The sequence below is a fragment of the Pseudomonas syringae group sp. 247E2 genome (assembly GCF_032587795.1).
Lineage (GTDB): Bacteria > Pseudomonadota > Gammaproteobacteria > Pseudomonadales > Pseudomonadaceae > Aquipseudomonas > Aquipseudomonas amygdali.
The window spans coordinates 12457-25722 of the sequence record NZ_JAWHPK010000034.1 but is presented as its reverse complement, the minus strand read 5'-3'; the positions used below and the strand labels follow the sequence as shown (position 1 = coordinate 25722).

The 13266-nt window shown below is 58.7% G+C and carries 10 protein-coding genes; 7 read left to right on the top strand and 3 right to left on the bottom strand.

The window, feature by feature from the left end; translation table 11 throughout:
- Positions 1-73: 73 nt before the first annotated feature.
- Positions 74-2839: a DNA polymerase I gene (gene polA, locus RYC18_RS24250; protein ID WP_010192394.1), complete on the top strand. Its 2766-nt coding sequence runs from the start codon at positions 74-76 to the stop codon at positions 2837-2839.
- Between the two features lie 241 nt (positions 2840-3080).
- Here polA and yihA read toward each other — a convergent pair whose 3' ends face one another.
- Positions 3081-3716, bottom strand: coding sequence for a ribosome biogenesis GTP-binding protein YihA/YsxC (gene yihA / locus RYC18_RS24245; protein WP_057404330.1), 636 nt, complete (start codon positions 3714-3716; stop codon positions 3081-3083).
- A gap of 294 nt (positions 3717-4010) precedes the next feature.
- On the opposite strand from yihA, the gene RYC18_RS24240 reads away from it, so the two are divergent.
- From RYC18_RS24240 to RYC18_RS24225, 4 genes are all read left to right on the top strand, one after another.
- Positions 4011-4655, top strand: coding sequence for a thiol:disulfide interchange protein DsbA/DsbL (locus RYC18_RS24240; protein ID WP_002555687.1), 645 nt, complete (start codon positions 4011-4013; stop codon positions 4653-4655).
- A 9-nt stretch (positions 4656-4664) separates the two neighbouring features.
- A complete protein-coding gene (locus RYC18_RS24235; protein ID WP_002555686.1) occupies positions 4665-5540 on the top strand; it encodes an endonuclease/exonuclease/phosphatase family protein in 876 nt (291 codons plus the stop codon).
- The gene (locus tag RYC18_RS24230; protein WP_057404329.1) at positions 5537-7597 is read left to right on the top strand and encodes a GGDEF domain-containing protein; all 2061 of its coding nucleotides are present in this window, start codon (positions 5537-5539) and stop codon (positions 7595-7597) included. The genes RYC18_RS24235 and RYC18_RS24230 overlap by 4 nt, the downstream gene beginning before the upstream one ends.
- A gap of 95 nt (positions 7598-7692) precedes the next feature.
- The gene (locus tag RYC18_RS24225) at positions 7693-8472 is read left to right on the top strand and encodes an N-acetylmuramoyl-L-alanine amidase (protein WP_057404328.1); all 780 of its coding nucleotides are present in this window, start codon (positions 7693-7695) and stop codon (positions 8470-8472) included.
- 68 nt (positions 8473-8540) lie between these two features.
- Here the strand turns inward: RYC18_RS24225 and RYC18_RS24220 are convergent, their stop codons facing one another.
- Together RYC18_RS24220 and algB are read right to left on the bottom strand one after the other, a co-directional pair.
- On the bottom strand, positions 8541-10328 hold the full coding sequence (locus RYC18_RS24220; protein WP_316886950.1) for a KinB sensor domain-containing domain: 1788 nt from the start codon (positions 10326-10328) through the stop codon (positions 8541-8543).
- 10 nt (positions 10329-10338) lie between these two features.
- Complete coding sequence (gene algB, locus RYC18_RS24215) at positions 10339-11685, bottom strand: sigma-54-dependent response regulator transcription factor AlgB (protein ID WP_005744816.1); 1347 nt, start codon at positions 11683-11685, stop codon at positions 10339-10341.
- Between the two features lie 197 nt (positions 11686-11882).
- Between algB and RYC18_RS24210 the strand changes: the two genes are divergently transcribed.
- Together RYC18_RS24210 and RYC18_RS24205 are read left to right on the top strand one after the other, a co-directional pair.
- On the top strand, positions 11883-12722 hold the full coding sequence (locus RYC18_RS24210) for a BON domain-containing protein (protein ID WP_316886949.1): 840 nt from the start codon (positions 11883-11885) through the stop codon (positions 12720-12722).
- Positions 12723-12950: 228 nt separating this feature from the next.
- Positions 12951-13238 (top strand): hypothetical protein, encoded by a 288-nt coding sequence (locus tag RYC18_RS24205; protein ID WP_002555680.1) that lies wholly within the window; start codon positions 12951-12953, stop codon positions 13236-13238.
- Positions 13239-13266 lie beyond the last annotated feature (28 nt).

Genomic DNA, 13266 nt, shown 5'->3' with positions numbered 1-13266 from the left:
ATAACCTTGTCCCTTTGTCGTCAATGGTCCGCGCATTCTAGCGCCGGCCCCGCCGAAAAGGTTGATTCTGCTCATGACCCAAGCGCCGCTCGTCCTGATAGACGGTTCCTCTTACCTCTATCGCGCCTTCCACGCACTGCCACCACTGACCACGTCCAAAGGATTGCCGACGGGCGCCGTCAAAGGCGTGCTCAACATGCTCAAAAGCCTGCGTCGCCAGTACCCGGACAGCCCGTTTGCGGTGGTCTTCGATGCCAAGGGCGGGACTTTCCGCGACGCGCTGTATACCGATTACAAAGCCAATCGGCCCAGCATGCCGGATGACCTGCGCGTGCAGGTCGATCTGCTGCATGCTTGCGTCAAGGGCATGGGCTATCCGCTGCTATGCGTGGAAGGCGTTGAAGCAGACGACGTGATCGGCACCCTGGCGCGCAGCAGCGCAGCGGCGGACCGTCCGGTGATCATCTCCACCGGTGACAAGGACATGGCGCAACTGGTCGACGGACACATCACCCTGGTCAACACCATGACCGGCAGCGTGCTGGACGTGGCTGGCGTGAAAGAGAAGTTCGGCGTCGGCCCGGAGCACATCATCGACTACCTCGCACTGATGGGCGACAAGGTCGACAACATACCTGGCGTCCCCGGCGTCGGCGAAAAGACTGCCGTCGGCTTGCTGGTTGGCGTGGGCGGCGGAATCAAGGAGCTTTACGAACGCCTCGAAACGGTCGCGACCCTGCCTATTCGTGGGGCCAAGACCCTGGCGGCCAAGCTTGAAGAGCATCGTGCGATGGCCTTCCTGTCCTATGAACTGGCAACTATCAAGATCGACGTGCCACTGGACATCGAACTGGACCAGCTGCATTGCGGCGAGCCGGACCGCGACAAATTGATGGAGCTGTACGCCGAGCTGGAATTCAAAAGCTGGATCGAAGACCTGCAACGTGATGCCAAACGCGCCGGGCAGGAGCTGGCCGTCGAAGAGCCAACCGTCGAGGCAAAAGAAGCCGCCTATGAAGTCATTCTCGAGCAGAGCCAGTTCGACGCGTGGCTGAAGAAGCTCAACGCCGCGCCGCTGTTCGCCTTCGTGACCCAGAGCAACGGCACCGACGCCCAGCGCGCGCAACTGGTAGGTTTGTCTTTTGCCACTCAAACCCATGAAGCCGCCTACATTCCGCTGACCCACTCCTACATGGGGGTGCCGCAGCAACTGGACCGCGACACAGTACTCAAGGCGCTCAAGCCGCTGCTTGAAGACCCGGATAAAACCAAGGTCGGTCAACACGCCAAGTTCGCTATCAACCTGCTTGCCAACTGCGCGCTCGACGGCGATCAGACCCAAGGCATCGACCTGCAAGGCGTCAGGTTCGACACCATTCTGGAATCCTACGTTCTGGATTCCACTGCCACCCGCCACGACCGTGACAGCCTGGTGGCCAAGTACCTGACGCACACGCCGATCAACTTCCAGGAGATCGCCGGCAAAGGTGCCAAGCAGCTGACCTTCGACCAGATCGCCATCGAACAGGCTGGTGATTATGCTGCCGAAGAAGCCGACCTGACCCTGCGCCTGCATGAAGTCTTCGAAGCGCGTCTGGCCGCAATTCCAACCCTGCAGCCGGTCTTGAACGACATCGAGATGCCGCTGGTGCCCGTCCTGGCAGGTATCGAACGCCAGGGCGCACTGGTCGATGCCAACCTGCTGGGCATCCAGAGCGTCGAGCTGGGCGACAAGATGACCGCGCTGGAGCGCGAAGCCTTTGCCATTGCCGGTGAAGAGTTCAACCTGGGCTCGCCCAAGCAGCTCGGCGTGATTCTCTACGAAAAGCTCGGTATGCCGATCCTCAGCAAGACCGCCACCGGCCAGGCATCGACTGCCGAGGCCGTGCTGGCCGAACTCGCCGAGCAGGACTTCCCGCTGCCCAAGGTACTGATGCAATACCGCTCGATGAGCAAGCTCAAGAGCACTTACACCGACCGCCTGCCGGAGCAGATCAACCCGCGCACCGGACGCATTCACACCTCCTATCACCAGGCAGTGGCGGTGACCGGGCGCTTGTCATCCAGCGATCCGAACCTGCAGAACATCCCGATCCGTACTGCTGAAGGCCGACGCATCCGTCAGGCGTTCGTGGCCCCCAAGGGCTACAAGCTGCTGGCGGCAGACTATTCGCAGATTGAACTGCGCATCATGGCGCATCTGGCACAGGACGAAGGCTTGCTGCATGCCTTCCGCAACGACCTGGACGTTCACCGCGCGACGGCAGCGGAAGTCTTCGGCGTCGAGCTGGAAAACGTCACCACGGACATGCGCCGCAGCGCCAAAGCGATCAACTTCGGCCTGATCTACGGCATGAGCGCGTTTGGCCTGGCCAAACAGATTGGCGTGGACCGCAAGCAGTCACAGGCTTATGTCGACCGTTACTTCGCCCGCTACCCTGGCGTGCTGGATTACATGGAGCGCACACGTGCGCAGGCCGCCGAGCAGGGTTTTGTCGAGACCATTTTCGGCCGTCGCCTGTACTTGCCCGACATCAACGCCAAGAACCAATCCCTGCGCAAAGGTGCGGAACGCATGGCGATCAACGCGCCGATGCAAGGCACTGCGGCGGACATCATCAAGAAAGCCATGGTGGCCGTGAATGGCTGGCTGGAAGAATCCGGTCTGGATGCGCGGGTCATTCTGCAGGTGCATGACGAACTGGTGCTGGAGGTGCGCGAAGACCTGGTCGATCAGATCAGTGAACAGATCCGCCCACACATGAGTGGCGCAGCAGAATTGGCAGTGCCACTGCTGGTGGAAGTCGGGGTCGGCAACAACTGGGACGAGGCGCACTGATTCTGAAAGGGCGAACCTGTCAGCAGGTTCGTCAAACATTGTAGGAAATGTGAACTTTTCTTCATTGCTGGAACTTAACCGTTTGGACAGGAGTCAGAGGTCTCGATTGGTTGAAAAATCGATCGTGCTCCTAGTTGTGTTAAGTGTTGGCAGTTATCCAGATCCCACCCTAAGGTCTGGACCTTAAGCCCCGGAACTTCCCCCTCCCCATGCGAAGTCCGGGGTCTTTTTTGCCTGCGATTTACTCCGCAGGCGCCTTGTCTTCCAGTTCCATCCAGTCGGCCAGCACGGTGTAAGCCTCTTCCAGCCCCATGCGCTTGGGAGCCGAGAACAACTGGATGCTCACTGCATCGCCCCAGCCTTTGCGAATTTCGGCCTGAACCTTGAGCAGCGTGTTCTTCGCAGCGCCATAGGTCAGCTTGTCGGTCTTGGTCAGCAGAATGTGCATCGGCATGTTGCTGGCGATGGCCCAGTCCAGCATCAACAGGTCGAAATCGGTCATTGGATGACGGATATCCATCATCAGGATCAGACCCTTCAGGCTTTCGCGGCTGCCCAGATAGGCTTCAAGGTGGCGCTGCCAGTGCAGTTTGAGCGGGATAGGCACTTTGGCGTAGCCGTAGCCCGGCAAGTCGACCAGACGTCGATCTTCATCCAGCCCGAAGAAGTTCAGCAGTTGAGTGCGCCCCGGCGTCTTGGAGGTGCGCGCCAGGCTGGCATGGGTCAGCGTGTTCAGCGCGCTCGATTTGCCTGCATTGGAACGACCGGCAAAAGCGACTTCAAACCCTTCGTCGTCGGGGCATTGGTCGACCTTGGCGGCGCTGAGCATGAACGTGGCCTGTTGGCACAGACCGAGGATGGGGTTTTTGAGTTGCATGTGATTTCCGGTGAAGGCCCTGCCTGCAAAGGGAGCGGCAAGAGGTGTCGGTTTCGTTTGGATGCGTAGGCATATAATGACACACCTGTCCCCCGGCCCACACTGACACTGTATCGGGCCGCTCTGGCCGGCGGCTGGAACATTCAGACATGACCTGCTTCACTCCTTATGCAAAAAGGCCGTCCATGGTCGCCCATTTTTACAACCTCAGCGTTACACTAACGAACTCAGGCTTTCGCGTTCGGTCGAAACCACCGTCGCTTGAAGGCGATTCAATCTGCTCAGGAGTAAAGCATGCGTAATCTGATCATCAGCGCCGCTCTGGTTGCCGCCAGTCTGTTCGGTATGTCCGCCCAGGCTGCCACGCCCATCGAGGCAGGCAAGCAATACGTCGAGCTGGCGAGCGCTGTGCCTGTTGCCGAGCCAGGCAAGATCGAAGTCGTCGAGCTGTTCTGGTATGGCTGCCCGCACTGCTACGCGTTCGAGCCAACGATCAATCCGTGGATTGAAAAACTGCCGTCCGACGTCAAGTTCGTACGCATCCCTGCCATGTTCGGCGGCCCGTGGGATGCACACGGCCAGCTGTTCATCACCCTCGACACCATGGGCGTCGAGCACAAGGTTCACGCGGCCGTATTCGAAGCCATCCAGAAAGGCGGCAAGCGTCTGACCGACAAGAATGACATGGCTGACTTCGTCGCCACACAGGGCGTGAACAAGGAAGACTTCCTGAAAACGTTCGACTCTTTCGCAGTCAAGGGCAAGATCGCCCAGTACAAGGAACTGGCCAAGAAGTATGAGGTGACTGGCGTTCCGACCATGATCGTCAATGGCAAGTACCGCTTTGACCTGGGTTCTGCCGGCGGTCCGGAAAAGACCTTGGAAGTTGCCGACCAATTGATTGCCAAAGAGCGAGCGGCTGCTACAGCCGCCAAGTAAGCGCCCGCCATGCGCCGCTGGGGCAAGGGCAGCACCCGTATCGTTGGCCTGCATGATCCGCAGGTCAACGAACATCATCTGACGCAAAACGGCCTGCCGGAAGACGGCAGGCTGCGTTTGCTCAGTTTCAATATCCAGGTGGGTATCAGCACCCAACGCTACCACCACTACCTGACGCGCAGCTGGCAGCATCTGCTGCCACATGGCGGCAGGGCAGGCAACCTGCAGAAAATCGGCGATCTGATCAACGATTTCGATCTGGTGGCGTTGCAGGAAGTCGATGGCGGCAGCATGCGCTCCGGCTTCGTCAATCAGGTCGAGCACCTTGCTCAACTGGGTGGCTTTCCGTACTGGTATCAACAGCTCAATCGCAATCTCGGTCGCCTCGCCCAACACAGCAACGGTGTGCTGAGTCGCTTGCGCCCGACCAAGATCGAGGATCATCCGCTGCCGGGTCCGGCCGGACGCGGGGCAATTCTTGTCCGCTTCGGCGAAGGCGAGGATGCGCTGGTGGTGGTCATGATGCACCTGGCTCTGGGCACTCGTACCAGAACCCGGCAACTGGCTTACATTCGCGACCTGATCGGCGGTTATCGCCATCAGGTGCTGATGGGCGACATGAATACCCACGCCAATGACCTGCTGGAGCACTCGCCGCTACGCGATCTGGGCCTTTTGGCACCGCAAATCGAAGCGACCTTTCCAAGCTGGCGACCACAACGCTGCCTTGACCACATTCTGCTCAGCCCGACCCTCACGCTTGAACGCGTACAGGTACTGGCGCAGCCCATTTCCGATCACCTGCCGGTTGCTGTCGAGATTCGCCTGCCAGACTCACTGCGTGGGGACTCACTGCCTGTGCCCTCCGGTGGAAGCCTTGCATGAGCGACGACGCGGAGCGTTGGAAAGAGAAGTACCTCAAGGGAATCGAGCAACAGGATAAGCTCGAAAAGCGCTGGGATGCGCGGCTCGACTTGCTGCGCCGCGGTCTGGTGCGCAGCAGCCTGGCAGCAGAAGGCTCTGACCGCGCCGTCGATGAATGCATGAAGGAAATGCGCGAAATTGTCCGCAAGGACGATATGGACGCCGGTCTGGCAGCCTTGATTCCGCGCCTCGAAAAAGCCGTACTGGACTCCGAGCATCGCCGTGAAGTACGGGTCGGGCAAATTGGCTCGGCACTGACCGCACTGGTTGCACAACTGCAAGCGCTACCGTTGCCACGAGAGGTACGCAAGCCACTCAAGCGCTTTGCCAAGGACCTTGAAGAACGTGCATCGCAGGCGCGCGAGCTGCCTTTGCTGCTCAGCGAGTTAAGTGGTTTGCAGGGCCAGGCCCTGACCCTGCTCGAAAAGCACGAAGAGGGCCCACGCCAAGGGCTTCTGCAGCGTTTGTTCGGTTCGCGGGACGAACATGGCAATGAGCGCCCTCCCGAGGCTGCCCACCCCGAAAACGGCCCTTCTGCTCAGGAAACGCATGAGACGCACGTGCAACCTGAGGCCGCGAACGCTCAAGCGCCGATAGACGTTGCCGCAGCGGAAGTAGAAGCTGCCATTGCCCCCGACATCGTCAACCAGAAGACAAAGGACGCACACACACTGCCGCCACAGGTTTCAGAAGCCGAAACCGCTATCGTTACGGCACCTGAAACACCTGTGCCATCGCCAGCCGCAGCAGCCCTTGCTCCAGCCCTGGCCGAAACAGTCACAGAACCTGCGGTTGTCCCTGTCGAGCCGATCGATTACACCGACCTGCTGGGCCCCGTTCCTTCAGTGCCCTACCAGCAACGGCCTGTGCCAATAATCCAGGCACTGGAACAGCCGCAAGAGGATGCCGAATCAGAAACCGAAACGGTGGAAGGCGAAGAGGGTTATTCGCTGCCCTCCTCGCCAGAACCCAGCTACAGCTCGGTGGCGGCACACATCGAGGAAACCCTGCTGGGCCTGCTCGATGACCTGACCTTGTCGGAGCACTTCCGCCCGCAGGTCGAGGACATGCAGTTACGCTTGAAACATGGGCTCAACTGGTACGAACTGCTACCGATCCTCGACGATCTGGCAGTTCTGATGCTGGCAATCAACAACGGCGGCCAACAGGAATTCAGCACCTACCTCAAACAACTCAATGAGCGGCTCGAATCGTTTCAGAGCCATTTGCAGGCTGCCAGTGAAGATCATGCCGAGGATCAGTCCACAGCCCGCGACCTGAACGAGCAGTTGCGCGAACAGGTAGGCGGCCTGCAAATCAGCGTTCAGGACGCTTCCGACCTGACCAGTCTCAAGCAGGTGCTCGACAACCGCTTTGAAGGCTTGCTCAGCACCATGGACCACTACCAGCTCAAGCGTGACGCGCGCGAGCGGGAAGTTGCCTCGCGGCTGCAGGGTCTCTCGGCCCGCGTTGCGAGCATGGAGCAGGAAGCGCTGGGTTTCAGGACTCACCTGGAAGAACAGCGCCAAAAGGCCTTGATCGACCCGCTCACCGGCCTGCCCAATCGCGCAGCCTGGGGCGAGCGCCTCGAACAGGAGATGAGCAAGTGGCAACACGAGAAAAACAGCCTGCTGGTGTGCATTCTGGACCTGGACCACTTCAAGCGCATCAATGACGGATATGGCCACCTGGCAGGCGATAAAGTGCTGAAGATCGTCGCCAACGTTTTCAGGAAACGCCTGCGCAGCGACGATTTCCTCGCCCGGTTTGGCGGCGAGGAATTTGTCATGCTGTTGCCTGCTACACCTCCCGGCACCGGTCTGACACTGCTCGACGAACTGCGCGCGGCGGTGGAGTCATGTCCGTTTCACTTCAAGGGCGAACGCGTGACGATTACCGTGTCCATTGGAGTGACGGCTTTTCGAACGGCTGAACGCAGTGACACTGCGATCAAGCGCGCCGATCAGGCGCTGTACAAGGCCAAGGAAAATGGCCGAAACAGGGTCGAACAAGGCTGACTGAAACATTTTGACCTGAACGAGCACGTCAATGCCGAAGCTATTTGCACGCATGTTGTTATGATATTGCATTTCCCGCTGACGCTGCCGATCCCATGAAACTGTATTTCTCTGCCTTTCTGCTGCTCATCCTCACTGCCTGCGCCAGTGGTCCCAGGCTGGACACCAGCCATCCATCGGTGAATTTCGATGGCCGGGTTCAGTACGTGGTCATGCATTACACCTCGACCTCGATGGAAAAATCCCTCCAGCTTCTGACCCATGGAGAGGTCAGCAGCCACTATCTGATTGGCGATGACAGCAACGCCACTATCTACAAGCTGGTCGATGAAAGCGCCCGCGCCTGGCATGCTGGCGAAAGCGAATGGGAAGGCCGTACCTGGCTTAATTCCAGCTCGATCGGCATCGAGATCGTCAACCCCGGCTTCAAGGACACACCGGCAGGCCGGTTGTGGTACCCCTACACCGAAGCACAGATCCAGTCGATCACAGTACTGCTCAAAGACATTGTCAAACGCAACAAAATCGATCCAAAACACATCATCGGCCACAGCGACATAGCGCCGACGCGCAAACAGGACCCTGGCCCGCTGTTCCCCTGGAAGCGCCTTGCTGCCGAAGGGCTCGGCATCTGGCCTGACGAACGTCTCGTTGCCCAGCATCAGGCATTGCTGGCAACCAACCTGCCAAGTATTAGCTGGTTCCAGCAACAACTGGCACGTCTGGGTTACAGCACCCCGCAGACCGGAGAGCTTGACACCGCCACGCGTCAGGTGCTGGCGGCATTCCAGATGCACTACCGCCCCGCGCGCTTCGACGGCGAACCCGATGCACAGAGCGCAGCCATCTTGCAGGTGCTTAACCGCGTCAATTAATCAGGGCACAACCTGATATTTGATGCTCTTATGAAGGGTATACAGGCAGCGCTTTCAAGGCCGTGCCGTCAAAGCGGCAACGCCATATAGAACTGCGTGCCCTGCCCCGGCCTTGAGTAGACCCCCATGCGCCCGCCGTGCAGCTGGACGATCTCCTTGCACAGCGCCAGCCCGAGTCCGGCACCGCCTTTTTTGCGACCGACCTGCACGAAGGGTTCGAAGATTCGTCCCTGCTGCCCGTAGGCAATGCCCTCACCGTTGTCTTCAACGCTGATGATTGCCCGCTCGCCATGACGCCTGGCCTGCAGGCGAATCAGACCGTTCTGTGGCGTGTGCCGCAGCGCATTGTCCAGCAGGTTGTCCAGCACCCGCTCCAGCTGGGACTGATCGGCATGCAGGCGCGGCATGGGTTCCTGCATATCCAGCATCAGTACGATGTCCTGTTCAAGGGCCTTGTCCTCGAATCGCGCTCTGGCTTCTTCGAGCAAGGTTTCGATGGAGCACGGTGCCAGTTTGAGTTTCTGCAGACCGTTCTGGTAACGCGAGAAATTCAGCAGGTCATTGATGAGCTGCATAAGGCGCTGCATTTCTTCGGTGACCGTATTGAGCAGGTCGGCCTCACGGGTTTCGGGGGCGAAATGCAGGCGCTCCTGGAGAAGACCGAATGCCATGTGCATACCCGTGACAGGCGTACGCAGCTCATGCGACGCGCGCAGGACGAACTCACTGCGCACCCTCTCGAAAGCACGCTGTTCGGTGACGTCATGCAGCACCATCACCGCGCCGAGGATATGGCCTTTGGTATGACTGACCGGCGTCATGCTGTAGGTCAGCAGGCGCGACTCACCGTCGATTTCGATGGCCAGGTCTTCCGGAGCACGCTCCAGCGTCCCGCCACGCAGTACCAGATGCAATTGCTCATCCAGCTCAGGTCGGCCCAACGCATCTCCAAGGCTCTGCCCGAGGCGACTCTCGTCCCAGCCTAGCTGACGCTGAGCCACAGGGTTCAAGTGCTCCAGATGCCCTTGGCGATCAATCATCAGCAGGCCATCGTCGATACTGTCGAGAACCGCTTGCAGACGCTGCTGGCCAGCCAGTAATTCATCAATATTGGTCGCCTGATGCTGACGCAGGGCTTCGGCCATGATGCCGAATCGCCGGGTCAGCAGGTTCATCTCGGCGGCCGACGAAATGGGCAGCGTGACTTCGTAGTCCCCTTCTCCGATGCGATCGGCAGCCTTGGCCAGCGCCTCGATCGGCGCACCGAAACGCCGGGCAATACCGTGCGCAGTCACAAAGCCGATACACAGCACCGCCAGCCCGACCAGCCCCAGCAAGCCCGCGATCCATAGTGCACGATCTCGGGAGTTGATTTCGGCGCTGCTGATGTTCTCCAGCGCCTTGCGATGTACAGCCAGCAAGCCGTTACGCAGGTTGTCGAAGCTGTCACTCAGCTGCGGTACGCCGCGTATGCCTCGCGCATCGTTGCCGTATTGCTTCCAGGTATCGATGAATTGCCGGTAATCGCCCTTGGTCTTTTCGAAACCATTGCGTACGTTTTGCTGGGTATCCTGTACCGAGCCCTCCTCCAGCAGCTCTTCACACTGACTCTGGATTCTTTCCAGCTCAGCCTGATCGCGGTTGGCACCCGTCATCAACACCAGTTGATCGCCCAGGTTCTGGCGCAGCTTCAAACCCAGATCCAGAATGGCAAAGTTATGCTGGATCAGTGATTCCTGAGTCCGGGCCATTTGCATGACGCTGACGAGCCCCAGCAGCAGTCCGAGCAAAGCAACGGTGATCAATGCCGAGATACTCAGAAAGAGGCGGGTGCGCAGTTTCATGGCCAGCTTCATTTGAGGCCTTTCACAGGTTGTACTGTTTACGTTTGCGGTAAAGCGTCGACGCATCGATACCCAGCGTCTTGGCGGCCTGGTCAAGTGTTTCGCTGGTCGCCAGCACGGCTCCGATGTGTGCTTTTTCAAGCTCGTCCAGGCTCAAGGCGGCGCCGACACGCGGCGCATTGTTCGCCGGTTGCTCGGCCATACCCAAGTGGCTGATCTCCACACGCTCCTGCGGACAAATGATGCTGGCACGCTCGATGACGTTGCGCAGTTCACGAATGTTGCCAGGCCAGCGGTAGTTGAGCAGCGCTGCACGGGCCTCTTCACTGAATCCTCGAGCCGGGCGAGCGTATTCTTTGACGAAGCGCGCCAGAAACCGGTCCGCCAGGGTCAGAATGTCTTCGCTGCGCTCACGCAGGGCTGGCAGATGCAGAGTGATCACGTTCAGGCGGTACAGCAAATCCTCACGGAAGCGCCCGCTGCGCACCATGTCTTCCAGATTCAGGTTGGTGGCGGCCAGGATACGTACATCGGCACGTCGGGTAACCGGGTCACCCACACGCTCGTATTCCTTGTCCTGAATGAAGCGCAGCAGCTTGGGTTGCAGCGTCAGCGGGAAATCGCCGATCTCGTCGAGGAACAGTGTGCCGCCGTCCGCTTGATTCACACGGCCCAGCGTGCTCTCACTGGCACCCGTGAAGGCCCCGCGACTGTGGCCGAACAGTTCGCTTTCCATCAGTTCTGCGGTGAGCGATGGGCAGTTGATCGTGACGCAGGACTTCTTTGCCCGCTTGCTCCAGCCGTGAATCGCCCGTGCCAGCTCGCCTTTACCGGTCCCCGATTCACCCAGAATCAGGATGTTGGCATCGGTCACAGCAACCTGGCGGGCAGTTTCCAGAATGGCCATCATCGAAGGACTGTGGGAATCCAGTCCGTCTTTGGGCTTGCGAACCTCGCCTTCCAGTGCCTCAAGGCGAGCAGACAGTTGGCGCACTTCAAGCTGTTTGGCGGTAGCAAGACGCAGCTGATCGGGGCTGCACGGCTTTACCAGATAGTCGGCTGCGCCCGCCTGAATGGCATCAACAGCCGTATCGACCGCAGAGTGTGCAGTCACGATGACCACACGCATCCACGGTGCCTGAATACGCATCTGCGCCAGTACATCCAGGCCGTTATCTTCACCCAGACGCAAATCGAGAAAGCACAGGTCGAAAACCTGGCGCTGCATGAGCGTGTCAGCCTGGGCTGCGCTGTTGGCAGTGGCGACACTGTAACCTTCGTCTTCCAGACAGTACCGGAAAGTGCGGAGGATGGCGGACTCATCGTCCACAAGCAGAATACGGCCCTGATTCTCAGTGGCTGCTTCCATTTTTCCTACGCTCCTTAATGAATTGTCTCAGTTAGTCTCGGAATCATCGGGCAAGTTGCATGGTCAATTCTGATTGATTCTTCGGCATGCATGGTAGCTTTCTGAACGCCCAATGGCGAACAGCCTGATTAATCCGCGTTTATGTCGTTAAAGCCGTCCACTCGGAGACGAAATCCCATCTCAAAAGGAACGCTCATATGTTTTCACTGAAAAAGATTGCTCTGATCACCGCCGCCGCTGCGCTGCTTGGCAGCGGCCCGGTACTCGCCCAACCTGATTTGCCCACCCAACTCGCCGAGGCGCGTCAGGAAGGTTCGATCTGGACAGCTTTCGCGCTGAACAAACATCTGAGCCCGTTCAAGATCGATGTAAACGTCGACCAGGGCACTGCGACTCTGAAGGGCAAGGTTGAAAACGAGGTTGATCGTGAGCTGGCCGAACGCATTGCGCTGGATACCAAAGGCATCGAAAAGGTCGACAACCAGCTGGAGGTAGACCCTGCCGTTGCCAGCGAGCCTGGTACGCGAACCAACATGGCCCAGCGTTTCGAAGATGCCACGCTGGTCGCGACGGTGAAATCCAAATTGTTGTGGAGCAGCGTGACTGAAGCGCTGACCATCGATGTTGATAGCAAAGATGGCGTGGTCACCCTCAAAGGCCGCGCGCAAAGCCCCGAGGCCAAAGAGCTGGCGGGCAGCCTGGCAAGCAATACTGACGGGGTGATCAGCGTCAACAACCTGATCAGCCTGAGCGCAGCCGACTCGATCGCTGCCAAGACCCAGCCCCAGACATTGACCCCAACCGAGGAAATGAGCGACGCCTGGATTACCAGCAAGGTGAAGGCGAGCCTGATTTACAGCCGGACGCTGGACGGACTCAACATCAAAGTGGATACCAAAGCCGGTGTGGTGGGCCTGAACGGCGTGGTTGCCAACTTTGCAGAGAAGGAACTGGCTGTGGAAATCGCGCGCAACATTCGTGGCGTCAAGGGAGTGAATGGCGACGCTCTGAAGGTCATGGCGCGTAGCGCAGGCTGATCGCACAGGCGCACAACGCTGAACGCTTCGTGCAGAACGCACGATTACAAAGGTGTAATCGTGCAGCTTGCTGGTAGGACGTCTCTGCAAAACTACGCAAGACATTGATTTTAAAGGACTTAAATTACACCAACAAACTGGCATGCAGTCTGCAATAACCCATTCAACAAGGTCGATATACAACGACCCATCAGATTGAATGCCCACTCAGGCCAGGGGAGTTTGCAGATGAACAGCCAGCGTATTGCACAATTGCGTATCTCCCCCCTGCACATTCAGCAAGGTCTTTTTCTACTCCTTGCACTGCTTGTCACTCTGATCGCCATTCAGCAGTTCCAGCGTTGGAATCAAGCCAACGAAGCAACTCAAGCCAGACAGCAATTCATCCAGACCAGCAGCATTTCTTATCGCGGCGTAAGCGCCCCAGCGGTCAAGGATGCCTCCTCGAGCCTTCGCCCTGTCGATGGCCTGGTGTCTGTAGATGAAGTCGCACCGCAGCAAAAATGGGTTTTCTGACCCGACCTGAAAAATCGCAGTATTCACA

Bases quoted from the DNA above. Each gene is read 5' to 3' on its own strand.
- polA (WP_010192394.1), top strand. From the start codon at position 74: ATGACCCAAGCGCCGCTCGTCCTGATAGACGGTTCCTCTTACCTCTAT.
- yihA (WP_057404330.1), bottom strand. From the start codon at position 3,716: ATGCAACTCAAAAACCCCATCCTCGGTCTGTGCCAACAGGCCACGTTC.
- RYC18_RS24240 (WP_002555687.1), top strand. From the start codon at position 4,011: ATGCGTAATCTGATCATCAGCGCCGCTCTGGTTGCCGCCAGTCTGTTC.
- RYC18_RS24235 (WP_002555686.1), top strand. From the start codon at position 4,665: ATGCGCCGCTGGGGCAAGGGCAGCACCCGTATCGTTGGCCTGCATGAT.
- RYC18_RS24230 (WP_057404329.1), top strand. From the start codon at position 5,537: ATGAGCGACGACGCGGAGCGTTGGAAAGAGAAGTACCTCAAGGGAATC.
- RYC18_RS24225 (WP_057404328.1), top strand. From the start codon at position 7,693: ATGAAACTGTATTTCTCTGCCTTTCTGCTGCTCATCCTCACTGCCTGC.
- RYC18_RS24220 (WP_316886950.1), bottom strand. From the start codon at position 10,328: ATGAAGCTGGCCATGAAACTGCGCACCCGCCTCTTTCTGAGTATCTCG.
- algB (WP_005744816.1), bottom strand. From the start codon at position 11,685: ATGGAAGCAGCCACTGAGAATCAGGGCCGTATTCTGCTTGTGGACGAT.
- RYC18_RS24210 (WP_316886949.1), top strand. From the start codon at position 11,883: ATGTTTTCACTGAAAAAGATTGCTCTGATCACCGCCGCCGCTGCGCTG.
- RYC18_RS24205 (WP_002555680.1), top strand. From the start codon at position 12,951: ATGAACAGCCAGCGTATTGCACAATTGCGTATCTCCCCCCTGCACATT.